We start from the raw sequence: 24767 nt of genomic DNA on the forward strand, positions 1-24767 counted from the left end.
GCTACCCGCAGTAACCCGATCGCGCAAAACTGTCTACTTGGTGCCGAACATCCGGTCGCCGGCATCGCCCAGGCCCGGTACGATATAGCCGTGGTCGTTCAGCCGCTCGTCGACGGCGGCGGTCCAGATCGGCACGTCCGGATGCTCCGACTGGAACTGCGCGATACCTTCCGGGGCGGCCAGCAGGCAGACGAAGCGGATGTCGCGAGCGCCGCGGGCTTTGAGCAGGGACGCGCCGGCACAGGCGGAGTTGCCGGTCGCCAGCATCGGGTCCATCAGGATCACGGTGCGGTCGGAGAGGTCCTGCGGCGCCTTGAAGTAGTACTCCACCGCCTGCAACGTCGCGGGATCGCGATAGAGCCCGATATGGGCGATGCGGGCGGATGGCATCAACGCCAGCATGCCGTCGAGGAATCCGACGCCGGCGCGCAGGATCGGCGCCAGCGTGAGCTTCTTGCCGGCGATTTTCGGTGCCTGCATCGGCGAGATCGGCGTCTCGATTTCCACGAGCTCTAGCGGCAGGTCGCGCGTCACCTCGTAGCACAAGAGCATGCCGATCTCGTTCAGGATCTCGCGAAAGCTCTTGGTCGAGCGGTCCTTTTCCCGCATTAGCGAGAGCTTGTGCTGGACCAGGGGGTGATCGACGACGTGGACGTTGCTGCTACCCATGGCAACCGCTCTACACGGTTCCCCGAGCTTGCGCCAGATCGCCCGCAGCGTTTTCCCTGCGCACGAACTGCCTAACCAGCGGGCATCGCGACCGAGGTCCTCGCCCGGTTGCTGGCCTCGTAGTCTGGCCTAGACGCCCAATCCGCGCGCGATCAGCGTGATCACGAGCGTCAGAATGCCGCCCCAGACCAGGCTCAAGGTCAGGGTCAAGATGGTGACCGTGACGGCGTGCTCGAGATTTGCCTTCGTGGGCTGCATCTCAATCGTCCAATGCGGGGGCAGGCGGCGCGCCAACGCGCGTGCCGAGAAAGAGAGCTCCCATCAGCGCGACCATGATGATGATCTTGCGTTCAATCATTTCACGCGTTCTCCGCTATCATGCGGCGAGGCGCGCCAGACGGCGTCTGGCTTGACCAATCCACGGGGCCAGTTGAGCGGCGAAAGGATTGCCGTCGTTCTCGATATCAAGCTCGAACGTTTCGGATGGAAACACGAGCGCGCATTGCGCCGGTCGGCTCTGCCGATGTGCAAATTCCACCGCGGAGCTCTTGAACAGGAAGACCCCGCCAACGCGTCCCCTGGCCTCGCGGGCGACCCAGAGGCCGGTCGCGTTGCGGCCGATGAAGAAGGCGGGGATGGAGGCGCTGACGATATTGGGATCGAGCGGCTGGAGCGCAGTCGTCGGCTCGGATGCCCGCTTTGCCTGCGGAGGCTGAGACGGGAGATGCGCAGCTTGAAGGGCGATCGTGGCCATGGCGGCCTCCTCAGACATCTCCAAGGTCATGATCGTCTACCATGCCGGTCAAGCGTGGAAGCGCCAGACATAGATTGCGGTCTTCAGTGCGATGAGCGCAGTGAGCACGCCACTCGCCGAGAGTACGGCGAGCACGCGCAAAGCGTGGCGTTTGAGCTGGGACTTCCGCGCCTTCGAGATCCGCGCCGAGCGTTCCGCCCAGTCAAAGGGCCGTTCTAAGCCATGTGTCAGCATCGACATTTGATGGGTCCTTGTCCGTGCCAGGGCGAGATGGCCGCTCCAATCTACCTCGTATGATGTTCATCGCGGCGTAGGATTGCGAGACGAACGCCGAGGCCGCCGCATAGGAATGTCATAAAGATGCCGTTCGTCGCGCCGGCAGCCCTCTGAACAGGTCGCGGTTCCGCTTTGGTCGTGCCGCGGGCGGAGCAGCATTCGCTGTTCCGACAGCCGCGGCGAAGGCGAGGCGCAGGCGCGGTTCACCGATTTGGTCGCAAAAGCATTTCAGGATGGCGTCTGCATTCTGCTGCTGCCCAGTGATCGCCGCGCAGAGCTGGGAGCTGGTTCGGCGGAAGAAATGCAGCGAGTCTTCGGAATCTCGACGCCCAAACCGGTCGAGTTCCGCAGCGAGAGCCGCAACGTTGAGCCTGTCACCGTCGTTGCGCGTCACCGCAAAGCGCAGTACCGCCAACTGCCAGGCGTGGAGCAGCCTGCGCGGTTCCTTGGCTGATAGCGGCGAACGCATGCGATATCCGGCTGGTCTGCGAAACGTCAGGTTCCGACGCCGTCGATCAATTCTTCATCGGCGATTGCGGCGAATGCTCTTGCGACATCCGCTTGGGCTGCGTCGTCGAGCGGTACGATCGGCAACCGCGTGTCTGGCCGCATGAGGCCGAGCAGACTCAGCGCGCATTTGAGGGCCGCGGGACTTTCCTTCGAAAGACAGGACACGAGGGGACCGAGACGCGTGTGCAGATAGCGGGCGGATTGCAGGCGGCCCTGTCTGACCTGCGAAAAGATCGTCCGGCAGAGATCAGGGGCGATGTTGGCGACCTCCGACATCGCGCCGCCGCCGCCACTCGCGATGAAGCCGAAGGCGGTTGCGTCGTCGCCGGACAGCAGTCGGAAGACGGCAGGCAAAAGCCCGCTGAGGCGCGTCAGCCGGGAGATGTCGCTGCTGCCATCGCGCAAGCCGACGAACTGGCTGTTCTCGGCAAGGCGCGCGAGCGTGTCGTCGGCGAGGGGGCGCAGCGTGCGCGAGGGAATATCGTGCAGAATGATCGGCAGGCCGGTCGCGTCCGCGATCGCCCGGAAATGTGCGAGCATGCCTTGCTGCATCGGCTTGTTGTAGTACGGCACGACCGACAGGACTGCGTCCGCGCCAGCGGCTTCCGCCCGACGGGTGAGCTCGATGGCATGATCGGTTGCGTTCGCAACGGCGCCGGCGATGATCCTGCATCGACCGCGCGCGACATCGACCGCAGCGCGGATGATCAGCTCCTGCTCGGCCGCCGTCAGCGTTGGAGCTTCGCCAGTCGTCTCACAAACCAGGAGCGCCGGAGCACCGGCCGCGATCTGGCGCTCGCAGAGCATTGCGAAAGCCTTGAGATCGACGAGGCCTGCCGCGTTGAACGGGGTCGGCAGATCAGGGATATAGCCGGCGAGCCAGACGGACGGAGGGACGAGCATGGTTAGGGGACCTCACGCCGCGCGGTCCATCTGAGCGAGGCCTTGTCGCCGCGCAGACAGAACCAGCCCTTGATGGCACCTCACGCCCGCTTCGATCCGGAAGCCGAGCTGTTCGAGCTTCTTGCGGATCTTGAGTGCGAAACCGCTTTCGCCCGCCTTGATGCGAACCGCAATTGTCGCTGCGGCACTCAGGGAAGGGGCGATTTGCGCAAAGGCGCTTTCAAATTCGTCGATCGATTCCTGGACGGTGATGAGACCGACGGCGCATGTCGCCTTGCGCAGGCGAAACGTCGACGGGAATCCAATCCGGACAAAGCCGCGCCGCCGCAGGGCGAGATACAGGCTGGTACTGCCCTGGCCCGCGACGATCGCACGATGGAGGTTGGAAAGATGCGTAAGCGCGATCGTGGTCTCGACGACCTGATCGTGCTCGGGGGTAACTGAATGGAGCTGGAGCATTTGGATACTCTCTGGGAAGATCTGCGTTCCGTCAGGCGGCGCGCCGGTCGGCGGCCACTTGCGGCGTGCGGTTCATGTCGAGCTCGATCTCACGAGGCAGTTCGACGATGGTTTCGATATGATGTCCGTTCTCGAACAGCGCGTACTTGATCGCTTGGGCGCGGCTGACGAAGAGCCCGCCATAGAGGCCGTCCTGTTCCTGGGCGACCCACTGTCCCCTGCGATTCCGGCCGATGAAGACAACAGTTGAAGGCGAGCTGCACGACGGAGGTTCGACGAGTTTCACGTTAGAATTCCTTCTGGTCGACGCAAATGCGCACCCTCCGACGGAGGCTGTCCGCTTCCGACGAATATTGGGAGAATTCGTTGCGGGCACGCTTTGCGTGGCTTGTCCCGCTAATATCTCGGCTTGCGAATATGATTTCGAGGGCGGCCGCGGGGCGATCTTGTAGGAACGTTATAAAGTCGGGGGAGAACGGTCTTCAGACTGCTTCGACAAGACCGACGACATGCACCAGCGCAAACAATGCGCCGAACGCGACCGCCTCGTCCCAATGATTAAGGCGCGTGCGGAACGGTGGCTCGCGCTTGATCAGCCCGACGAGTACGCACAGGATGATCGCCATCCAGAGCAGGGCAGTGAGGCTCTTGCCGAAGCCGACGCTGCTGAACGCAGCAAAGCAGCCGAGCAGCGCGGCCCGCACGAGAAAGCGCACGAGCACCTTGGGTGTGCTCAGCGCGTGTGGCATGTCTGGCGATCGCGACAAGGTTCGGTGCACCCGACTGCGAGCTAGCCGAAATGATCGCAGTTGACCGGTTCGTACAGCTGACTCGCGGCCTGGCGAACGGACGGAACGCTTGGCCGGGTCTTTTCCGCACTTAGCATCTGCGCCTCTACAACAACCGAGAGCAGAGCGAGAGCGAGATCGGCGTGCTGCGCCTCGACCGAGTTCTCCAGCCAATCCGGCAACTCGCGTTCGCGCGAGAGCGCGCAATACCATTCGCCATCGTCATAGGCGATGCGGCGGACCTGCCACACTGGCAATTCGAGTTCCAGGAGCACGAGCGCAGCATCGGCCCAGGCTTCGGCATCGATCAGGCGCGACAGCCGTGCGGTTCGTTCGCTCTGCCCGAGCGAAGGGAAACGGCGGCAGGCCTTGTCGATGAGGTCGAGCATCAGGGGCCGCGTGACCGCCTGCGCTCTGCGAAGCCGCTCGCCGAGCGAGGCCGGATCGAAATTTTGCAGAACGGAAGACATGACGGCGTCTCGATCATGGGCCGGTTGCGGGTCCGCAGCCGATGCCATCAAGATCGCGGGAGGGGCATTTGAAAGCGAGATGGGGCAGGGGAGAGAAATATAGGGATTTCATAAAGATCGGAGCGGGCCGCGTAAGGGGTCCGTAGCTTCTCCAAACTCACAATCGTCGTCCCGGCGCGCCAGGACGACAGCGTGATTTGTGACGCCGGCCAGCGCGCCAGCCAGACACCTGTAGAACTGCCAGAGCTCCACGCCGCGCTCGGCCTTTATGAGATTCCTATATCGTCGCCATAGCCTCCATCTCGAAAACCTATGCCTCGGGTGGCACTTGTCGGCCTGACAGCGCGGCATCCGTATCCGGACTGCGCTTGGATGCATAGGGATACTCTCATGCTCGATATCATCATGCTGGCGTTGGCTTCGGCCTTCTTCGCGCTCGCGATCGGCTACACCTACGCCTGCGAACGGCTCTGACGGGAGCTTGACCATGCTCTTCGATTATTCGCTCGCCGCGGTCGTCTCGCTGGGCCTTCTCTTCTACCTCACTTATGCGTTGCTGCGGCCCGAGCGGTTCTGACGGTGCTTCTGCTGCTCAAACTGCTGCTGGCGGACGCTCTGCTCGTCGCGCTTCTGCTTACGTTGCTTCCACCGCTTCTGCACGGAAGGCGAGTCCTCAAAGGTTAATGCCATGACTGTCATCGGTTGGCTCCAGATCATTCTGTTCTGCGTCATCATCCTCGCCCTGACCAAGCCGCTCGGCTGGTACATGACCCGCGTCTTCAATGGTGAGCGCACCTTCCTGTCGCCCGTGCTGCGCCCGGTCGAGGCCGGGCTCTACTGGATCTCCGGCGTGGACGAGAAGCGGGAGCAGCATTGGCTGACCTATACGGTCGCGATGCTGCTATTCCACATCGGCGGCTTCCTCATCATCTATGCCGTAATGCGGCTCCAGGCCGTGCTGCCGTTCAACCCGGCCGGTCAGTCGGCGGTCGCGGAGGATTTGTCCTTCAACACCGCCGTCTCCTTCATCACCAACACCAACTGGCAGAACTACGGCGGCGAGAGCACGGTATCGTATCTCGTGCAGATGCTGGGCCTGACGCACCAGAACTTCCTGTCGGCAGCGACCGGCATCGCGCTTGCCGTGGCGCTGATCCGCGGCTTTTCGCGCGCGTCGATGCGCACCATCGGCAATTTCTGGGTCGATGTCACGCGCTGCACCCTATATGTGCTGCTGCCGATATGCATCGTCTATGCGCTGTTCCTGGTTTCGCAGGGCATGCCTCAGACGCTTGGCGACTATGTCGAGGCGACCACGCTCGAAGGAGCCAGGCAGACCATCGCGGTCGGCCCGGTGGCGTCGCAGGTTGCGATCAAGATGCTCGGCACCAATGGCGGCGGCTTCTTCAACGCCAATGCGGCGCATCCCTTCGAGAACCCGACCGCGCTGTCGAACTTCGTGCAGATGATTTCGATCTTTGCGTTGGGTGCTGCACTTACCAACGTGTTCGGCCGCATGGTCGGCAACCCGCGCCAGGGCTGGGCGATCCTCGCCGTGATGGGCGTCTTGTTCGTCGCAGGTGTCGCGGTGACCTATTGGGCCGAGGCCAACGGCACCTCAACCCTGCAGGCGCTGGGTCTCACCGGAGGTAACATGGAGGGCAAGGAGGTTCGCTTCGGCATCGTCGCATCCTCGTTGTTCGCCGTGATCACCACGGCCGCGTCCTGCGGCGCCGTCAACGCCATGCATGACAGCTTCACCGCGCTTGGCGGCATGATCCCGCTGATCAACATGCAGCTCGGCGAGATCATCGTCGGCGGCGTGGGCGCCGGCCTCTATGGCATGTTGCTGTTCGTGGTGATCGCGATCTTCGTCGCGGGGCTCATGGTTGGCCGCACGCCGGAATATGTCGGCAAGAAGATCGAGGCGCGCGAGGTCAAGATGGCGATGCTCGCGATCCTGGTGCTGCCCCTGATGTATCTCGGCTGGACCGCGGTTGCCGTGGTGTTCCCGCCGGCGGTAGCCTCGATGGCGAACGCGGGGCCGCACGGCTTCACCGAGGTGCTCTACGCTTACACCTCGGCGACCGGCAACAACGGTTCGGCCTTCGCGGGCCTCACCGGCAACACCTTCTTCTACAACCTGACGCTCGCCAGTGCGATGTTCGTAGGTCGGTTCTTCATGATCATCCCCGCAATGGCGATCGCCGGTTCGCTGGCGGGGAAGAAGACTCATCCGCCGTCAGCCGGCACGTTCCCGACCACGGGCGGGCTGTTCGTCGGCCTGGTCGTCGGCGTCATCCTTATCATTGGCGGCCTGACCTTCTTCCCGGCGCTCGCGCTCGGACCCATCGTCGAGCATCTCGCGATGAACGCCGGCAACGTCTTCTGATCGAATTGTCTGGAGTGACCTCCATGGAAACCATGAAACTGCAAAAGCGCGCTTCCGTCTCGGCGATGCTCGATCCGAAGATCGTTGTGCCCGCGGTTCGCGCGTCCATCACCAAGCTCGATCCACGGGTCATGATCAAGAACCCCGTGATGTTCGTGGTCGAGATCGTCGCGGCGCTCACGACCGTCATCTTCCTGCGCGACCTCCTCACCGGCGGGGCGGGCCTCGGGTTCACCTTCCAGATCATCCTCTGGCTGTGGTTCACGGTGCTCTTCGCCAATTTTGCGGAGGCGGTGGCGGAAGGCCGCGGCAAGGCGCAGGCGGATTCGCTTCGCAAGACCCGCACGGAAAGCCAAGCCAAGCTGCTGACCGGCTCCGACCAGACCTTCAAGCTGGTGCCTGGCACCAGCCTCAAGGTCGGCGATGTCGTGCTGGTCGAGGCCGGTGATACGATTCCCTCCGATGGCGAAGTGATCGAGGGCGTCGCATCGGTCAACGAGGCTGCCATCACCGGTGAATCCGCGCCCGTGATCCGCGAATCCGGCGGCGACCGCTCGGCGGTGACCGGCGGCACACAGGTGCTGTCCGACTGGATCCGCGTCCGCATCACGGCCGCGCAGGGCTCGACCTTCATCGACCGCATGATCAAGCTGGTCGAGGGCGCCGAACGGCAGAAGACGCCGAACGAGATCGCGCTCAACATCCTGCTCGCAGGCCTCACCATCATCTTCGTGTTCGCCACCGTCACCATTCCGAGCTACGCGGCCTATGCAGGCGGCTCGATCTCGGTGATCGTGCTGGTCGCGCTGTTCGTGACGCTGATTCCGACCACGATCGGCGCGCTGCTCTCGGCGATCGGCATCGCCGGCATGGACCGCCTGGTGCGCTTCAACGTGCTGGCGATGTCCGGCAGAGCCGTCGAGGCCGCCGGCGACGTCGATACGCTCCTGCTTGACAAGACCGGCACCATCACGCTCGGCAATCGCCAGGCGACTGCGTTCCGCCCCGTGCGCGGCGTGACCGCGCAGGAGCTCGCTGACGCAGCCCAGCTCGCCTCGCTCGCCGACGAGACGCCCGAGGGGCGATCGATCGTCGTGCTGGCGAAGGAGAAATACGGCATCCGCGGCCGTGACATGGCCGAGCTGGGCGCCACCTTCATCCCGTTCACGGCGCAGACCCGCATGAGCGGCGTCGATGCGGGTGGCATATCGGTGCGAAAAGGTGCGGTCGACGCCATGCTCAACTATGTCGGCGGTGGTGCGCCGCTGGTCGCCTCGGGCAACACGGCACGCGCGATGCAGCCGGCCCCGCTCTCGGAGGTCGGACGCGAGATCCAGGCCATCGCGGATGAGGTGTCGAAGTCCGGCGGTACACCGCTGGCGGTCGCCAAGGACGGTCGCCTGCTGGGCATCGTCCAGCTCAAGGACATCGTCAAGGGGGGCATCCGCGAGCGCTTTGCGGAACTTCGCCGCATGGGCATCCGCACCATCATGATCACTGGCGATAATCCGATGACCGCAGCCGCGATCGCCGCGGAAGCCGGCGTCGATGACTTCCTTGCGCAGGCGACACCCGAGGACAAGCTCAAGCTGATCCGCGACGAGCAAGCCAAGGGCAAGCTGGTTGCGATGTGCGGCGACGGCACCAACGATGCGCCGGCGCTAGCGCAGGCAGATGTCGGCGTCGCCATGAACACGGGCACGCAGGCTGCACGCGAGGCCGGCAACATGGTCGACCTCGATTCCAACCCGACCAAGCTGATCGAGGTAGTCGAGATCGGCAAGCAGCTTTTGATGACGCGCGGTGCGCTGACGACCTTCTCGATCGCCAACGACGTCGCGAAATATTTTGCGATCATCCCCGCGATGTTCCTGGCGTTCTACCCGCAGCTCAACGTGCTCAACGTGATGAACCTGTCGAGCCCGCAAAGCGCCATCCTGTCGGCGATCATCTTCAACGCACTGATCATCATCGCGCTGATTCCATTGGCGCTGAAGGGCGTCGCCTATCGCGCAGTCGGCGCCGGTGCGCTCCTGCGCCGTAACCTGATGGTCTACGGCCTGGGAGGCATCATCATTCCCTTTATCGGCATCAAGGCGATCGATCTCGTGGTCACCGCCCTGCACCTTGCTTGAGATCGTCATTGCGAGGAGCGGAGCGGCGACGCGATAGGCCGTCACCACCGGAGACATTTCTGGATTGCTTCGCTTCGCTTCGCTCGCAATGACCGAGAATAGGAGAGACATCATGCTCAGAGAAATCCGCCCCGCCATCGTCCTGCTGGTCGCGCTGACCGTCATCACGGGACTGGCCTATCCGCTCGCGATGACCGGAATTGCCGGCGTGCTCTTCCCGACGCAGGCACAGGCCAGTCTGGTCGAGAAGGACGGCAAGGTCATCGGCTCCGCCCTGATCGGGCAGGAGTTCAAGGAGGACAGATATTTCCATGGTCGCCTGTCGGCGACGCTCGCGCCGGACCCGAATGATTCGACCAAGACGGTGTCAGCGCCCTACAACGCTGCCAATTCCGGCGGCTCCAACCTCGGTCCGACCAGCAAGGCGCTGGCCGATCGGCTCAAGGAAGATGTGGACAAGCTGAAGGCCCAGAATCCGGGCCAGCCGGTGCCGATCGACCTCGTCACGACGTCCGCCAGCGGTCTCGACCCGCACATCTCGCCCGAAGCCGCCCAATTCCAGGTGCCGCGGGTCGCCAAGGCGCGCAGTATGCCGGAGGAACAGCTCAGGCAGATCGTGGCCGCCAATACCGAAGGCCGCCTGTTGGGCCTGATCGGCGAGCCCCGGGTCAACGTGCTGGCGTTGAACCTAGCGCTCGATCAAGCCGCCAAGTAGCGGCCTAGGCTCCCCCTGGCCGGGTGACTATAATGCGCTGATGGTCCGAGAGCGCCGCGATCCCGAACAACGTCCTTCGCCCGAGGCGCTGCTGCAAGCGGCGCGCCGGGAGGAGAGCGCGAGCGGCAAGCTCAAGATCTTCGTCGGCGCCGCGCCCGGCGTCGGCAAGACCTATGAGATGCTGCAAAGCGCGCACGCCAAGCGCAAGGCGGGCATCGACGTCGTCGTCGGTTTCGTCGAGACCCATGGCCGCGCGGAGACCGAAGCGCTGCTTCGCGGGCTTGAAGTCATCCCGCGCAAGAAATTCGACTATCGTGGGCAGGTTTTGGAGGAGATGGACCTCGACGCGGTGATCGCGCGCCGGCCGCAAATCGCCCTCGTCGACGAACTCGCCCACACCAACGTGCATGGAAGCCGACATCCCAAGCGCTATCTCGACGTCGAAGAGCTACTCTCGAACGGCATCGACGTCTACACCGCCGTCAACATCCAGCATATCGAAAGCCTGAATGACGTCGTCGCGCAGATCACCCATGTGCGAGTGCGCGAAACAGTGCCGGATTCGGTGTTCGATCGTGCCGACGCGATCGAGCTGATCGACCTCACGCCCGATGATCTGATCCAGCGGCTGAAGGAGGGCAAGGTCTATGTGCCCAAGCAGGCCGAGCGGGCGCTGGAGCATTATTTCTCGCCGGGCAATCTCACGGCGCTGCGTGAGCTGGCACTGCGGCGCACGGCCGAGCGCGTCGACGAGCAGCTCCTCACTCATATGCAGGCCAACGCCATCGCCGGTCCCTGGGCCGCGGGCGAGCGTATCCTGGTATGCGTCAGCGAGGACCCGCGCGCGGCGGGCCTCGTGCGCTACACCAAGCGGCTGGCCGACCGGCTGCACGCGCCATTCACGGCGATCTCGATCGAGACGCGGCGATCGCTTCAGCTCTCGGACGCGGAGCGCGACCGGCTCGCCGATACGCTGCGGCTCGCCGAATCGCTCGGTGGCGAGGCTCTGACCATCCCCGGCGTCGGCCGTCGCATCGCCGACGACGTCATCAACTTTGCTCAAGGCAACAACGTCACGCAGATCGTGATCGGCAAGTCGACGCGATCGCGCTGGTTCGAGATGACGCGTGGCTCGGTGGTGCACGACCTCGTGCGGCGCTCCGGCAACATCACCGTGCACGTCATTTCCGGCGACGAATTACAAGGTGAGGCGGCGCCGAAAACAGCGGTGCAGACGGCGGCCCGCACGGAGCCGTTCGATCCGCGCCCCTATCTCAAGGCGCTCGGGATCGCTCTGCTTGGACTTGGCGCGGCCGAGCTGATCCAGCCGTATTTTGGCATCGAGAATGTCGATCTCGTGCTGCTGACGGCGGTGGTTGCGGTCGCGGTGCGTTACGGTCTCTGGCCGTCACTGCTCGCCACCGTCGCGGCGTCGCTCTCGTACAACTTCTTCTTTCTGCCGCCGATCTATGCCTTCACGATCACCGATCCGACAAACGTCGCTGCTTTCGTCCTGTTCATGGTGGTTGCGATGCTGGTGTCCAATGTCGCGGCTCGCGTGCGCACCCAGGCCGATACCGCGATCGGGCGCATCAGGATGACCGAGCAACTCCATGCCTTCAGCCGCAAGCTGGCGGGCACCGCGACGCTCGACGATGTCTTGTGGGCGACGGCCTACCAGATCGCGCTGATGCTGAAGGTGCGCGTGGTACTGTTGTTGCCGGAGGAGGGGCTGTTGACGGTCAAGTCCGGCTATCCGCCGGAGGATGAGCTCGACCAGGCTGACCTTGCTGCGGCCAATTGGGCCTGGAGCAACGACCGGCCCGCCGGCCGCGGCTCCGACACGCTGCCCGGCGCAAAGCGCCTGTTCCTGCCGATGCGCACCGGGCGCGGCCCGATCGGTGTGATCGGCATCGACAATGACCGCACCGGCCCGCTGCTCACGCCCGATCAGCGCCGCCTGCTCGACGCGCTGGTCGACCAGGGCGCGCTCGCGATCGAGCGCGTGCTGCTGGTCGAGGATATGGATCGCGTCAAGCGCACGGTCGAATCCGAGCGGCTGCGCTCGGCGCTGCTCACCTCGATCTCGCACGACCTGAAAACGCCGCTCGCCTCCGTGCTTGGGGCGGCCTCGACCATGCGTGACCTCGCCGGCGCCCTGTCCGATACCGAGAAGCGCGACCTGCTGGCAACCGTGATCGACGAATCCGAGCGGCTCAATCGCTTCATCGCCAATCTGCTCGACATGACCAAGCTCGAATCCGGCGCGATCGTGCCGAACACGGCGCTGCACGACGTCGGCGAAATCGTCGGCAGTGCGCTGAGGCGGGCGAGCAAGATCCTGACGCGCCACAAGGTCGATCTCCGGCTCGCCGCCGATCTGCCGATGCTCGAGCTCGATGCCGTGCTGTTCGAGCAGGTGCTGTTCAACCTGCTCGACAACGCGGCAAAATATTCGCCGCCGGATACCACCATCGCGATCCGCAGCCAGCGTGACAAGGATCGTGTCGTGCTGGAGGTCGCCGACGAAGGCGAGGGCATCCCGCCGGGCGAGCTCGAGAGCGTGTTCGACAAGTTCTATCGCGTGCAGAAGGGCGATCATGTCCGGCCCGGCACGGGGCTCGGTCTTGCGATCTCCCGCGGCTTCGTCGAGGCGATGCGCGGCACGATCACGGCGACGAACCGCGGGGATCGCAGCGGAGCGATGCTGACCATTCGCCTGCCGATCCCCGCGCAGACCAACGCATTGGACACCGCTGCATGAGCGCACCATCGATCAAGGTTCTGATCATCGACGACGAGCCGCCCATCCGTAAATTGCTGCGGATGGGGCTGACCACGCAGGGCTATGACGTCCTGGAAGCGTCGAACGGCAAGACCGCGCTGGAAAAGCTCACCGAGGAGCCGGCGCTGATCATCCTCGATCTCGGCCTGCCCGATATCCAGGGCCACGAACTGCTCCGTACTATCCGCGCGCGCAACGAGAGCGTGCCGATCGTGGTGCTGTCGAGCCGCGGCGACGAGGCCGGCAAGGTGCAGGCGCTCGATCTCGGGGCCGACGACTATCTGACAAAACCGTTCGGCATGGACGAGCTCTTGGCGCGGCTGCGTGCCGCGCTTCGGCACCAGCTCCAGGTCCAGGGCGAGCGCCCGGTGTTTCGCGCCGGCGATCTCTCCGTCGATCTCGTTCGCCGCATCGTCAAGGTCGGTGAGCGCGAAGTGAAGCTGTCGCCGAAGGAATATGATCTGCTGCGCGTGCTCGTGCAGCACGCCGGCAAGGTGCTGACGCACCGGTTCCTGCTGAAAGAGCTATGGGACGAGCTGACCGATGCGCAATACTTGCGCGTCTATGTCCGCCAGCTTCGCCAGAAGATTGAGGCCGATCCCGAGCGGCCGCAATATGTGCTGACCGAGACGGGGATCGGGTACCGGTTGAAGGCGGGGGATTGAGTCAGCTGCCCGGGCATCAGACTATCTCCTCATCCTGAGGAGCGCGGAACGCGCGTCTCGAAGGATGAGGGCCCGTATTCTGCAGCGGGGCCTTCATGGTTCGAGACTGCGCTTCGCGCCTCCTCACCATGAGGGGGTAGGGCGATGCACGCGCGCAGGCTATCAACCCGCCTTGCGATGCCTTGCCGTCGAACGATGCGTCTTGCGCGTGCTGCGACGCTGGCTCGTGCTCCGCCGCGGATGGGACCGCGCTGACGCCCGTCCCCTGCCTCTTCCCTTCAAGCTTTGCTTCAGCGCGTCCATCAGATTGATGACGTTGCTTGGCCGTTCTTCCGGCTCAGGCAGCTCGATCTTCTTGCCGCTGGCTTTTCGTTTCACCAGCGCCTTCAGCGCGTCCTCGTACTCGTCCTTGAACTTGCTGGGATCGAAATGCGCCGCCTTAGTGTGCAGGATATGGCCGGCGAGCTCGACCATGTCCTTGGTGATCTTCGCGCTCTTGATGTCGTCGAAGAACTGGTCCTCGTCGCGCAGCTCGTAGGGGTAGCGCAGCGTGGTGCCGAGCAAACCCTTGCCGAGCGGTTCGATGGCCATGACATGTTCGCGGTTCGTCAGCACGATCCTGGCGAGCGCCACACGCTCCTCGTCCTTCATGGCATCACGGATCACAGCAAAGGCATCGACCGCAGCCTTGCCGTCAGGAGCGACATAGTAGGGGTGGTTGAGGTAACGCTTGTCGATCTCCTCGCGCGGCACGAAGCTTTCGATGTCGATCGTATGATTGCTTTCGATCTGAACCGCTTCCAATTCCTCCGGCTCGATCTCGACATATTTGCCTTTACGTAGCTCGTATCCGCGTCCCTTCTGATCGCTCTCGACGACGTCGCCGGTCTCGGCATCGACCATTTGCTGCTTCAGACGGTTGCCGGTCTCCCGGTTGATCATGTGAAACCGTGTTTTCGCCGCAGCGGTCGCAGCGGGATAAAGGACGACCGGGCAAGTCACCAGCGACAGCTTCAATGTTCCTTTCCAATAGGCGCGGGGAGCCATTCCAATCTCCAATGTTTTCAATGCGTTTTCGGAACTCCAACCCACCTTATGGGTTTTGGTTCCGGGTGGGACTTTGGCCGTGATAGGCTCGAATGCACTTGAAAAAATGCGGGACCGGTCGTGCTGAGAAACCTCTCCACCTATCGGAAAAAGCGGGATTTCGAGATCACTCCGGAGCCGTCCGGCGAGACGGCGGTGACGCCCTCGAAACAGCGGCGTTTCGTGATCCAGAAGCACGACGCGACAAGGCTGCACTACGATCTCCGGCTGGAGTTCGATGGCGTCTTCAAGTCCTGGGCGGTGACGAAGGGGCCTTCGCTCGACCCGCATGACAAGCGGCTCGCGGTCGAGGTCGAGGACCATCCGCTCGATTACGGCGATTTCGAAGGCACCATTCCGGAAGGCCAGTATGGCGGCGGCACGGTGATGCTGTGGGACCGCGGATATTGGGAGTCTGAAGATCCCGAGCGCGGCTTCAAGAAGGGCGACCTCAAGTTCACGTTGCATGGCGACAAGCTGCATGGAAGCTGGGTGCTCGTGCGCATGCGCAATCGCGACGGCGAAAAGCGCACCAACTGGCTGCTGATCAAGCATCGCGACGACTATGCTCGCGAAGGCGAGGGCAACGACATCCTGGACGCGGACAAATCGGTCGCTTCCGGCCGGGCGATGGATCAAATCGCCGAGGGCAAGGGGCGCGCGCCAAAGCCGTTCATGCTGGCGAAGGGAACCAAAGGCAAGGCCGATGCGGTCTGGCAGTCCAATCGCGTCGATCAGGAGACGCGCACCATCAAGCCTGCGCCGCGCGCGGCCTTGAAGAAGGGCAAGGCGACGACAGCAACGACCGCGAAGAAAGTGTCGGAGATGCCGGACTTCGTCGCGCCACAGCTCTGCACGGCGGTGGAGCGTCCGCACCCGGGCGAGGGCTGGTGCCACGAGATCAAGTTCGACGGCTACCGCGTGCAGCTTCGTGTCGAGGATGGCGAAGCAACCCTCAAGACCCGCAAAGGCCTCGACTGGACCGGAAAATTCGCATCGATCGCTAAGGAAGGCAGCGCGCTGCCGGACGTGCTGATCGATGGTGAGATCGTCGCGCTCGACCACAACGGAGCGCCGAGCTTCTCCGCGCTGCAGGCGGCGCTTGCGGACGGCGAGACCGATGACCTCATCTTCTTCGCCTTCGATCTCCTGTTTGCCGAAGGCCTTGACCTGCGCCGGCTGCCGCTCGGCGAACGCAAGACGCGGCTTAAGAAGTTGCTGGACGCGCGCAAGAGGAAGTCGAGCCAGATCCGCTATGTCGAGCATTTTGAGAGCGGTGGCGATGCCGTGCTGCAATCTGCCTGCAAGCTCCAGCTCGAAGGCGTGGTCTCGAAGAAGCTCGACGCGCCCTATCGTTCAGGGCGCACCGAAAGCTGGACCAAGGCGAAATGCCGCGCCGGCCATGAGATCGTGATCGGCGGCTACAAGACCACGAATGGTAAATTCCGCTCTTTGATGGCGGGCGTGCACCGCGGCAATGATCTCGCCTTTGTAGGCATCGTCGGCACCGGCTTTGGTGCTGACAAGGTCAAGCGCATCATGCCGCTGTTGAAGGCGGCGGAGGCCAGGGAGAGCCCGTTCGGCGGCAAGAACGCGCCGAAGAAGACCCGCGACGTGCATTGGCTGAAGCCCGAGCTCGTGGCCGAGATCGAGTTCGCAGGCTTCACCGCCGACGGCAATATCCGCCAGGCCGCGTTCAAGGGCCTGCGGCAGGATAAGCCCGCCGAGGAGGTCGAGGCCGAGGCGCCGGTGAAGACCGAGCTTGCCGAGCCGTCGCCGCGGAAGGGCAAGGCGAAGGCTGCGTCAAAGACAAGATCAAAGCAGCCCGGTACCGCGGAAGTGATGGGCGTCGTCATCTCGAAGCCCGACAAGGAGCTGTGGCCAGACGGTGGGGATGGCGATCCCGTCACCAAGCTCGATCTCGCGCACTACTTCGAGGCGGTCGGCGAATGGATGATCGCGCATCTGAAGGGAAGGCCGTGCTCGCTCATTCGAGCGCCCGACGGCATCAAGGGCGAGTGCTTTTTCCAGCGTCACGCCATGCAGGGCACGTCGAACCTGCTGGAGCTCGCAAAGGTCTCCGGCGATCGCAAGCCATATTTGCAGGTCGATCGGATCGAGGGGCTGGCGGCGGTGGCGCAGATCGGCGGCGTCGAGCTGCATCCCTGGAATTGCGCGCCTTACGCCTATGATACGCCAGGCCGGTTGGTGTTCGATCTCGATCCCGCGCCGGACGTGGCTTTCCCCAACGTGATCGAGGCGGCCAGGGAGATGCGACAGCGTCTGTCCGACGTCGGACTGGAGAGCTTCTGCAAGACCACCGGCGGCAAGGGAATGCACGTCGTCGTGCCGCTGCTTTACGGTGCGCGGGACAGGGTCGATTGGAAGGAGGCGAAAGCCTTTGCCCAAGGCGTATGTCGGTGGATGGCTGACGATGATCCGCAGCGATATCTGCTCAACATGTCGAAAAAGCTGCGCAACGGAAAGATCTTCCTCGACTACCTGCGCAACGACCGTCTTTCGACGGCCGTGGCACCGTTGTCGCCGCGCGCCCGCGACGGCGCCACCGTCTCCATGCCGCTGACCTGGGCGCAGGTGAAGGGTGACCTCGATCCGAGGCGCTACACGCTGCGCACTGTGCCAGGACTTCTGGCGCGATCAAAGGCGTGGGAGGGCTATGACGATGCGGCCGCATCGATCAAGGCGGCGATCAAGAAGCTGGCGGGGAAGGTGAAGTAGTGGCGGATTCACCGAAGAGGTGGAATCGGTAGGGTGGGCAAAGCGAAGCGTGCCCACCATCGCTTGCCCGGATTGACACAGAATAAGTGGGCACGGCGCTTCGCGCCTTTGCCCACCCTACGATGTCGGCGATCAAAGCTAGATCCGTCCCATCAGCAGCAAGATCAGCAGAATGACGATGATCAGCCCCAGTCCGCCGCCACCGTAGTAGCCGGTGCCGTAGAACGGACCGCCGCCGATGCCACTGAAGCCGCCGAGCAGCGCGATGACCAAAATGATCAGAATGATTGTACCGATGGACATGCAAATCTCCTCCAGCCCTCGCAAAGAAGGGTCGTTGTCTTGACCAATTTTCGTCGGGGCAACTTGCCGTCGTAGCGAAAGTTCCTCGCTCGGATCATGATAAGAAGGCGTCAAGCAGGGGAACCTTTGTGTTCGAACGCGGCCTGATTTACATCAGTCGGCAGAGGACAATGTCATGTCAGCACCGCTCGTCGTTTCGATCCCGCACCGTCTCGGTCGCGAGGAGGCCGCGCGTCGTTTGAAATCCGGGCTTGGCCGCGCCGCAGCGAGCATTCCGGTGATGCAGGTCGAGGAGGAGCGCTGGGAGGGCGACCGCATGAATTTTCGCATCCGCGCGCTCGGGCAGGTCGCGACCGGTTTGGTCGATGTCGGAGAGGATCAGGTGCGGGTCGAGGTGATGCTGCCCTGGCTGTTGCAGCGCTTCGCCGAACTGGCGCAAGCCACGATCCGCAAGCGTGGGCAATTGTTGCTGGCAAAGGGCGATGGCAAGTAGAGTCTTGGCGTCAGGCGGGCGCGGGTTGCCGCGCGGCTCTTGCGGCACGCGCAATGCGAGCCTTCAGGACGGTTGCCGGAAACGAGCCAAAGGCCTGTGAGAGCCGCAGATCATGACCCTCGTGACCGGCGATCGCATAGCCCTTCGCGTCAATAATCGCATCGAGCGCTTCGAATGACGGCCATTCGCGGCCACCTTGCGTGAACGGTGCAAAGGCTCGCCCGACCAGGACGATCGCTGCGTCGCGTCCGTGGCGCCGCGCGAAAGCGATGACATGGTCGGCGTGCGGTCCGCTCACCACCAGAGGCTGGTAGTCGCCACGGGTAAAGACGTCGGCAAGCTCGGAGCGCAGCTTCAGGAGTTGCCGCGTCCAGGCGAGCTTCAGTCGACCGTCCGACCAGTTCCGGGCAAGACCGTTCCAGTCGGGGCGGTCCAGCGCGTCGAGCGCAACTTGTCGCTGGACAAAATCAACCGGACGGCGATTGTCCGGATCGACCAGCGACAGATCCCAGAATTCGGTGCCTTGATAAAAATCCGGCACGCCAGGGAGCGTTACCTTCAGCGTGAGCTGGCTCAGCGAATTCAGTGCACCGAGCAGGGCGAGGCGTCGCCCCAGCGTTTGAAGCGCCTCCAGGAATTCGGCGGAAACGGTGGGATCGAGAATCCTCGCAATGAAGTTCTGTACGCCTCCCTCATAGGCCTCGTTCGGATTGAGCCAGCTCGTCTCCTCCTTGCCTTCGCGGGCCGCTTTGAGCGCGTAGGCCTGGATGCGGTCGATGAAGCCCGCGTCAGGCGGCCCGGACATCCATGCGCCGAGCAGCGTCTGGTAGAGCATGTATTCGAACGTCGCCGACGGCGCGCGCATCTCGCCATGCGTTGTTATGTGAGGCACGTTCAGCACCTTCCAGCGTGCTACCGCGCTGGTCCATTCACCCGGGATTTCGCTGAGCGCGGCGAGCCGGGCCCGCGCATCCTCGCCGCGCTTGGTGTCATGCGTGGCCGTGGCCGTCATGCCATGCGGCCAATCCCTGGCGCGTGCCTTCATGGTCTCATGGAGGGCGGGTAATGCGAGAGCCTTTGCGGCGGGATCGCCGCCGACTTCGTTCAGCGCGAGCAGGCGGTGATAGCGATAGAAGGTCGTATCCTCCAGCGACTTCGCCAGCATCGGCCCGGTGAATTGCTGCACCTTCAGCGCAAAGCGTCGCACGCGCGGGGTACTGTGCGGCGGCCGATCTGGCTTGAGCAGATCCATGGTCAGGGCATCGCGCAGGAAGTCGAAAATGCCGTCGTCAGCCGCAAACCATTCCGCGCGAGCGCGCCCGATGGCCTCTTCGATCAGCCTGCGGTCGTGCGCCGTCGATCCGCTCGTCGTGATGTAGGTGCGGTAGACCGGGAAATGCAGCACGTAGAGCTCGAGCGCCTGCCGCAGGCTGTCGGCGGAAAAGTCGCGCGTCGAGTAGTGCCCGTTGGCGATGCGGGCGAGCAGGCGCGTCAGCACGGTGAATTCGCTCGTGAGAAGCGTATCCAGCACGCGTCGCTTGGCTTCCATCAGATAAGGTGCAAGCCGCGGCGAGCGGTTGCTGATCTGGCGCCAGGTTTCGTCGAGCGCGTCGAGCCCCTTGGCATCGACCAGTACCTGGGTGATGACGTTCATCCATTCATAGCCGGTCGTGCCGTGAACGCCGGCGAAGCGCGGCAGCCGTTCGTGCTCGCACAGGATCTTTTCGATCACGGTGTAGAACGGCTTTGCGGGGCCTTGCGCGTCGCGGACGATCCGGCGGAGCCGCTGGCAATATTGTGCGGGATCGCGCAAGCCGTCGATATGATCGAGCCGGATACCCTGCAGCCTGCCGTCCGCGACCAGCTGCTTGACCAGCCGGTGCGTGGCAGCAAATGTGCTCGCGTCCTCGACCCGCAGCCCGGCGAGACCGTTGACGTCGAAGAAACGGCGATAGTTGATATCGCTGGAGGCGAGCCGCCAATGGCCGAGCTTGTAGTGCTGGCGTTCGAGCAGATGATGCAAGGCAAGCGTTTGTGTCGGGCGGTCCTTGGCCGAACGATAGGCGGCAAGGCCTCGCTCCATGATTTCGGGCGCACCGGTGATCGCCCTCAGTTCGAGCCTGAAGGCCGGTGCCTCATCGCGGTTTGGATGGCGCAGTCCCTTGTAGCGTTCGGCGAGCTCAAGCAGACGCTTTCCAGCCTCGCTGCCGGCGGCATCCGCCTCCTTCACGATCATCCGCAGGACTTCGCCATAGCGCTCCGGCGCGATCGGCAGGCGATGCTCGAAGTACCACGCCGAAAAGCTGCCTTCGCCTGCATCAAAGCGCAGCTCGATCTCGCCACGCTCCAGCGCCTCGCCGTAGGCCGAGCCGAGGATCGGCAGCAGCACGCCGCCGCGGGCGCGATAAGGCAACTGGTCCCAGTCGATGTCGAAGGAGGCCGCGTGCGGCGACGCCTGTCCCCATTCCAGCACGTCGAGCCAGTACGGGTTATCCGCGAAGTGGACGCCGACATGATTCGGGACGAAGTCGATGATCAGGTCAAGGTCATGCTGCTTTAGGGTGTCGCTGAAACGGGTAAAGCCGGCCTCTCCGCCGAGCTCGGGATTGAACTGGCTGTGGTCGACGATGTCGTAGCCGTGGGTCGAGCCCTTGCGCGCCTTCATCAGCGGCGAGGCGTAGACATGCGTGATGCCGAGAGCCTTGAGATAGGGTACGACCCGGGCGGCGTCGTCGAAGTTGAATTCGGCCGTGAATTGCAGGCGATAGGTGGCGAGCGGAACGGCACGAGGCATGTTCACCTCACAAGGCGCCAGACCACGAACCAGGGCGGAAGTCGATCACCGGCATCGTCACCCCATATTGGCGTGCCAGTCATGTTTGGTGAGGTGACATCGCGATCCGACAGATTGGCGGTCAGGCGCAGAGTCGCGCCGTCCCCCAAGCGCCAATGCGCGGTCAAGAGGCCGCTCTCCTCAACTTTGGCGTCGCCAAAGGCCGCGCCGGAAAGCCGTGGCATGATTTCGGTGCGGCGAATGCGCAGGAGCTCGCGCACCAGCGACAGCCGCGCGTCGTGCTCCGGGATACGCGAGTCCCAGTCGAGCACGGCGGATTGCGGCGTCGCCGGATCGAGCGGATCGGGCACTTCGTCGCCATATTTCTCGTAAGCCCAGGCATATTCCTGGCGCCGTCCGTTGCGAACGGCATCGGCGAGATCGCCGTGGAAATCGCAGAAGAACGGGAACGGCTTCGTCGATCCCCACTCCTCGCCCATGAACAGCATCGGCACCATTGGCGCGAGCAGGGTAACGGCGAGGGCCGCCTCGATCGCTCGGGGGTTCGCGATGCTCTCCAGCCGATCGCCAAATGGCCGGTTGCCGATCTGATCGTGGTTCTGCAGGAAATTGACGAAAGTGTCCGGGGGAAGCTGGCGGCTCGGCTCGCCCCGCGGCTTGTTGCCCCAGAACGCTGAGACCTCGCCCTGATAGACGAAGCCCGACGCCAGCGCGCGGGCGAGGTCGCCGCGCGGCGAGCGCTGATAATCGCCATAATAGCCAGAGGATTCGCGCGTCAGCATCACGTGCCAGACGTGATGATAGTCGTCGTTCCACTGGCCGCGATATTTTCCATTTGGCGGCTCCTCGGTGGGATCGAGCAAGCTCGCGCGATTGTCGCCATTCTCCAGCACGAGATGAATGTGCCGCCCGGTCGCCGCCGCAAGCTGGCCCGCTGCAATGCTGAGATCGTGCAGCACCGACTGCTCGCCCGGGATCGCCATGATGTGATTGGCGGCGTCCAGCCTCAGGCCATCGAAGCGGTAGTCGCTGAGCCAGCAAAGCGCGTTCTCGACCGCGAAGGCGCGGACCTGCGGCACACGATAATCGATAGCGCTGCCCCACGGCGTATGCGCATCGGTGAAGAAGTTCGGCGCATAACGGCCAAGATAGTTTCCCTCGGGGCCGAAGTGGTTGTAGACGACGTCGAGAAAGACCATCAGACCGCGCAGGTGCGCTTCGTCGATCAGCGTCTTCAAGTCTTCGGGCCGGCCATAGGCGCTGTCGGGCGCATACCACAGCACGCCGTCATAGCCCCAGCCGCGCTTGCCGGCGAAGTCCGCCAGCGGCATCAACTCCAGCGCGGTGATCCCCGTCGCGACGAGGTGATCAAGCTTGCCGATCATGGCGCGATAGTTTCCTTGCGGCGTGAAGGTGCCGACATGGGATTCCAGCAGCACCGTCTCATGCCACGGACGGCCGCGCCAATCTCTGGCGCGCCACTCGAAACTGTCGTGGTCGATCACTTCGCTCGGCCCGAACACATCCTCCGGCTGGAAGGCGGAAGCCGGGTCCGGTACGTCGAGTTCGTCGTCGATTCTGAACCGATAACGGGTTCCCGCCGTCAGCCCGGGAATGTCGGCCACGTACCAGCCGTCCTCGCCGCGCCGCATCGCATGGCGCTTGTCGAGCACGAGGTCGACGTGCCTTGCACCGGGCGCCCAGAGCCGGAACGATACGCCCTCCTTGCTCGCCTTGGCGCCGAAGGATGGCCTCATAGCGCGCCTGCAAAGGCGAGCACCGAGCGCGGCGGCGCCTTGCTGTCGGTGCCGGGCAGGAAATCGACAGTGTTCAACTTGGCATCGGTCGTATTCAGGATCTGCTGCCAGCTCTTGTAGTCGGCCATCTTGGGCAATTTGAATCCGATCTCTTCCGGTGCGGCGTTCAGGACAATAAAGATCGCGGGCACGCTGGGTTCCAGCGGGCCGAGCACGTAGGCGAGAAATCTCCCTTCTGGGAAATTCCAGTCGCCCTCCTTCATCTCCTCGGCTGCCGGCGTCAGCCACAAGACGCCATAGGAGCCGTCGGCGCGGCGGCCGTCGAGCCAGCGCTGGCTGCGGAGCTGCGAGAAGCGACGGCGGATCTCGGCGAGCTGGTTGACGAACTCAACCATGTCCTCACCGTCCTTGCCGAGATTGTCCCAGAGCACCCAGCCCACCTCATTGTCCTGGCAATAGGCATTGTTGTTGCCAGATTGGGTGTTGCCGACCTCGTCGCCGGCAAGCAGCAGCGGCGTGCCCTGTGCAAGCATCAGGCAGGCGAGCACGTTCTTGCGGAGCTGGCGGCGCAGCGACAGGATTTGCGGATCGTCGGTCGGGCCCTCGACACCGCAATTGTTGCTGTGGTTGTCGTTGGAGCCGTCGCGATTGTCCTCGCCATTGGCTTCGTTGTGCTTCTGGTTGTAGCTGAAGAGGTCGGCGAGGGTGAAGCCGTCGTGCACCGTGATGTGGTTGATGCTGGCGCGCAGCTTGCGGCCGTCATGGTGGAACAGGTCGGATGATGCCGTCATGCGGCTCGAGATGTCGCCGATCAGGCTGCCTTCGCCGCTCCAGTAGCGACGCATGGCGCTGCGGTAGCGGTCGTTCCACTCCGACCATTGCGAGGGAAACGCGCCGACCTGATAGCCGCCGAGGCCGAGGTCCCAGGGCTCGGCGACGAGCTTTACGCCCTGGAGCACCGGATCCTGGCGGACCGCGGTCAGAAACGAGCTGCCGCGGTCAAACCCGTTCGGTCCGCGTGCGAGCGTGGTGGCGAGATCGAAACGGAAGCCGTCGACATGGCAGACCTCGACCCAATAGCGCAGCGAATCCGTCACCATCTGGAGCACGCGCGGATGGGTGAGGTTGACTGATGAGCCGCAGCCGGTGAAATCGTCGTAGTAGCGCGGGTTCTCGCGGTTCAGCCAGTAATAGGAGGCGTTGTCGATGCCGCGGAAGGAAAGCGTCGGGCCGAGATGGTTGCCTTCGGCAGTGTGGTTATAGACGACGTCGAGCATCACCTCGATCCCGGCGTCGTGCAGGCGCGCTACGGTGGTGCGGAAGGAATCCAGCGGATTGTCCTGCGCGTAGCGCGGCTCGGGCGCGAAGAAGGCAAGTGTGTTGTAGCCCCAGTAGTTGGCGAGCTTCTTCTCCACCAGCACGCGGTCGTCGATGAAGCCGTGGATCGGCAGCAATTCGACGGTGGTGACACCCAATCGTTTCAGGTGCTCGATCATGGCCGGTGAGGACAGTCCGCCAAACGTGCCGCGCAGGTTCGGCGGCACGTCATCGCGCCTTTGCGTCAGCCCCTTGACGTGGGCCTCGTAGATGATCGTCTCGTCCCAGGGGATGTTCGGGCGGATTTCGCGCCGGCCCCAGTTGAAGGTCTCGTCGACGACCACGGCCTTGATCATGCCGCGCGCATTGTCGCGCCGGTCGAAGGACAAATCCTCGCGCGGGCTGCCGGTGCGATAGGCGAAATGCGCATCGCTCCACACCAGGCGTCCGGCGAGCCGCTTGGCGTAGGGGTCGAGCAGCAGCTTGTTGGGATTGAAACGGTGGCCGTGCTCGGGCTCGTAGGGGCCATGCACGCGGTAGCCGTAAAGCTGGCCTGGCGAGACGTCGTTGAGATAGCCGTGCCAGACGTCCTCGGTGCGCTCGGGCAATTCGATGCGCTCGAGCTCGCGCCGTCCCTGGCTGTCGAACAGGCACAGCTCGACCTTCTGCGCGTTGGCGGAGAACAGCGCGAAGTTGGTGCCGCGTCCGTCCCAGCTTGCACCGAGGCGTGCGGGCGTTCCGGCGGTCAGTCGCATGC

23 protein-coding genes are annotated in these 24767 nt (G+C 63.7%); 10 read left to right on the forward strand and 13 right to left on the reverse strand.

Features of this window, described 5'->3' with window-relative positions; translation table 11 throughout:
* Positions 1 to 33: 33 nt before the first annotated feature.
* From upp to SO140_RS20845, 4 genes are all read right to left on the reverse strand, one after another.
* Positions 34 to 669 carry a uracil phosphoribosyltransferase gene (upp, locus tag SO140_RS20830; protein WP_449381104.1) on the reverse strand — a complete coding sequence of 212 codons (636 nt, stop codon included), beginning with the start codon at positions 667 to 669 and terminating at the stop codon, positions 34 to 36.
* Positions 670 to 798: 129 nt separating this feature from the next.
* Positions 799 to 927 carry a hypothetical protein gene (locus SO140_RS20835; RefSeq protein ID WP_449381103.1) on the reverse strand — a complete coding sequence of 43 codons (129 nt, stop codon included), beginning with the start codon at positions 925 to 927 and terminating at the stop codon, positions 799 to 801.
* 118 nt (positions 928 to 1045) lie between these two features.
* Complete coding sequence (locus SO140_RS20840) at positions 1046 to 1423, reverse strand: hypothetical protein (protein WP_449381102.1); 378 nt, start codon at positions 1421 to 1423, stop codon at positions 1046 to 1048.
* 48 nt (positions 1424 to 1471) lie between these two features.
* The gene (locus SO140_RS20845; protein WP_449381101.1) at positions 1472 to 1663 is read right to left on the reverse strand and encodes a hypothetical protein; all 192 of its coding nucleotides are present in this window, start codon (positions 1661 to 1663) and stop codon (positions 1472 to 1474) included.
* Positions 1664 to 1910: 247 nt separating this feature from the next.
* On the opposite strand from SO140_RS20845, the gene SO140_RS20850 reads away from it, so the two are divergent.
* Positions 1911 to 2153 carry a hypothetical protein gene (locus SO140_RS20850; RefSeq protein WP_449381100.1) on the forward strand — a complete coding sequence of 81 codons (243 nt, stop codon included), beginning with the start codon at positions 1911 to 1913 and terminating at the stop codon, positions 2151 to 2153.
* A 41-nt stretch (positions 2154 to 2194) separates the two neighbouring features.
* Here SO140_RS20850 and dapA read toward each other — a convergent pair whose 3' ends face one another.
* Entirely contained in the window at positions 2195 to 3112 is a 918-nt protein-coding gene (gene dapA, locus SO140_RS20855; protein WP_449381099.1) for a 4-hydroxy-tetrahydrodipicolinate synthase, read from the reverse strand.
* 72 nt (positions 3113 to 3184) lie between these two features.
* Here dapA and SO140_RS20860 point away from each other — a divergent pair, with 72 nt between their 5' ends.
* Positions 3185 to 3556: a hypothetical protein gene (locus SO140_RS20860; protein WP_498543075.1), complete on the forward strand. Its 372-nt coding sequence runs from the start codon at positions 3185 to 3187 to the stop codon at positions 3554 to 3556.
* 46 nt (positions 3557 to 3602) lie between these two features.
* On the opposite strand, the gene SO140_RS20865 is transcribed toward SO140_RS20860, so the two are convergent.
* The 3 genes from SO140_RS20865 to SO140_RS20875 form a co-directional block, all read right to left on the reverse strand.
* The gene (locus SO140_RS20865; protein ID WP_449381097.1) at positions 3603 to 3857 is read right to left on the reverse strand and encodes a hypothetical protein; all 255 of its coding nucleotides are present in this window, start codon (positions 3855 to 3857) and stop codon (positions 3603 to 3605) included.
* A gap of 196 nt (positions 3858 to 4053) precedes the next feature.
* Positions 4054 to 4320 carry a hypothetical protein gene (locus SO140_RS20870; RefSeq protein ID WP_449381096.1) on the reverse strand — a complete coding sequence of 89 codons (267 nt, stop codon included), beginning with the start codon at positions 4318 to 4320 and terminating at the stop codon, positions 4054 to 4056.
* A 41-nt stretch (positions 4321 to 4361) separates the two neighbouring features.
* Entirely contained in the window at positions 4362 to 4829 is a 468-nt protein-coding gene (locus tag SO140_RS20875; protein WP_474799653.1) for a hypothetical protein, read from the reverse strand.
* A gap of 487 nt (positions 4830 to 5316) precedes the next feature.
* Between SO140_RS20875 and SO140_RS20880 the strand changes: the two genes are divergently transcribed.
* The 6 genes from SO140_RS20880 (at position 5317) to SO140_RS20905 (ending at position 13521) form a co-directional block, all read left to right on the forward strand.
* Complete coding sequence (locus SO140_RS20880; RefSeq protein WP_474799651.1) at positions 5317 to 5406, forward strand: K(+)-transporting ATPase subunit F; 90 nt, start codon at positions 5317 to 5319, stop codon at positions 5404 to 5406.
* A gap of 111 nt (positions 5407 to 5517) precedes the next feature.
* Positions 5518 to 7221, forward strand: a complete 1704-nt coding sequence (gene kdpA, locus SO140_RS20885) for a potassium-transporting ATPase subunit KdpA (protein ID WP_449381094.1) — start codon at positions 5518 to 5520, stop codon at positions 7219 to 7221.
* Positions 7222 to 7244: 23 nt separating this feature from the next.
* Positions 7245 to 9356 (forward strand): potassium-transporting ATPase subunit KdpB, encoded by a 2112-nt coding sequence (gene kdpB / locus SO140_RS20890; RefSeq protein ID WP_449381093.1) that lies wholly within the window; start codon positions 7245 to 7247, stop codon positions 9354 to 9356.
* A gap of 112 nt (positions 9357 to 9468) precedes the next feature.
* Positions 9469 to 10071, forward strand: a complete 603-nt coding sequence (locus SO140_RS20895; RefSeq protein ID WP_498543076.1) for a K(+)-transporting ATPase subunit C — start codon at positions 9469 to 9471, stop codon at positions 10069 to 10071.
* 40 nt (positions 10072 to 10111) lie between these two features.
* Positions 10112 to 12835, forward strand: coding sequence for a DUF4118 domain-containing protein (locus SO140_RS20900; protein WP_449381091.1), 2724 nt, complete (start codon positions 10112 to 10114; stop codon positions 12833 to 12835).
* Complete coding sequence (locus tag SO140_RS20905) at positions 12832 to 13521, forward strand: response regulator (protein WP_449381090.1); 690 nt, start codon at positions 12832 to 12834, stop codon at positions 13519 to 13521. The genes SO140_RS20900 and SO140_RS20905 overlap by 4 nt, the downstream gene beginning before the upstream one ends.
* Before the next feature lie 162 nt (positions 13522 to 13683).
* On the opposite strand, the gene ku is transcribed toward SO140_RS20905, so the two are convergent.
* Complete coding sequence (gene ku, locus SO140_RS20910; RefSeq protein ID WP_449381089.1) at positions 13684 to 14568, reverse strand: non-homologous end joining protein Ku; 885 nt, start codon at positions 14566 to 14568, stop codon at positions 13684 to 13686.
* Positions 14569 to 14688: 120 nt separating this feature from the next.
* On the opposite strand from ku, the gene ligD reads away from it, so the two are divergent.
* Entirely contained in the window at positions 14689 to 17346 is a 2658-nt protein-coding gene (ligD, locus tag SO140_RS20915; protein ID WP_449381088.1) for a DNA ligase D, read from the forward strand.
* A gap of 138 nt (positions 17347 to 17484) precedes the next feature.
* Here the strand turns inward: ligD and SO140_RS20920 are convergent, their stop codons facing one another.
* A complete protein-coding gene (locus tag SO140_RS20920) occupies positions 17485 to 17649 on the reverse strand; it encodes a DUF3309 family protein (protein WP_211384334.1) in 165 nt (54 codons plus the stop codon).
* Positions 17650 to 17824: 175 nt separating this feature from the next.
* On the opposite strand from SO140_RS20920, the gene SO140_RS20925 reads away from it, so the two are divergent.
* On the forward strand, positions 17825 to 18142 hold the full coding sequence (locus tag SO140_RS20925) for a polyhydroxyalkanoic acid system family protein (protein ID WP_449381087.1): 318 nt from the start codon (positions 17825 to 17827) through the stop codon (positions 18140 to 18142).
* 10 nt (positions 18143 to 18152) lie between these two features.
* On the opposite strand, the gene treY is transcribed toward SO140_RS20925, so the two are convergent.
* Genes treY through glgX form a run of 3 tightly spaced genes read right to left on the reverse strand, consistent with a single transcriptional unit; the run spans position 18153 to position 24765 of the window.
* Positions 18153 to 20936, reverse strand: a complete 2784-nt coding sequence (gene treY, locus SO140_RS20930; protein ID WP_449381086.1) for a malto-oligosyltrehalose synthase — start codon at positions 20934 to 20936, stop codon at positions 18153 to 18155.
* Between the two features lie 2 nt (positions 20937 to 20938).
* Positions 20939 to 22693: a malto-oligosyltrehalose trehalohydrolase gene (gene treZ / locus SO140_RS20935; RefSeq protein WP_449381085.1), complete on the reverse strand. Its 1755-nt coding sequence runs from the start codon at positions 22691 to 22693 to the stop codon at positions 20939 to 20941.
* Positions 22690 to 24765: a glycogen debranching protein GlgX gene (gene glgX / locus SO140_RS20940; RefSeq protein WP_449381084.1), complete on the reverse strand. Its 2076-nt coding sequence runs from the start codon at positions 24763 to 24765 to the stop codon at positions 22690 to 22692. The genes treZ and glgX overlap by 4 nt, the downstream gene beginning before the upstream one ends.
* Positions 24766 to 24767 lie beyond the last annotated feature (2 nt).

The organism is Bradyrhizobium sp. UFLA05-108, from assembly GCF_059803455.1.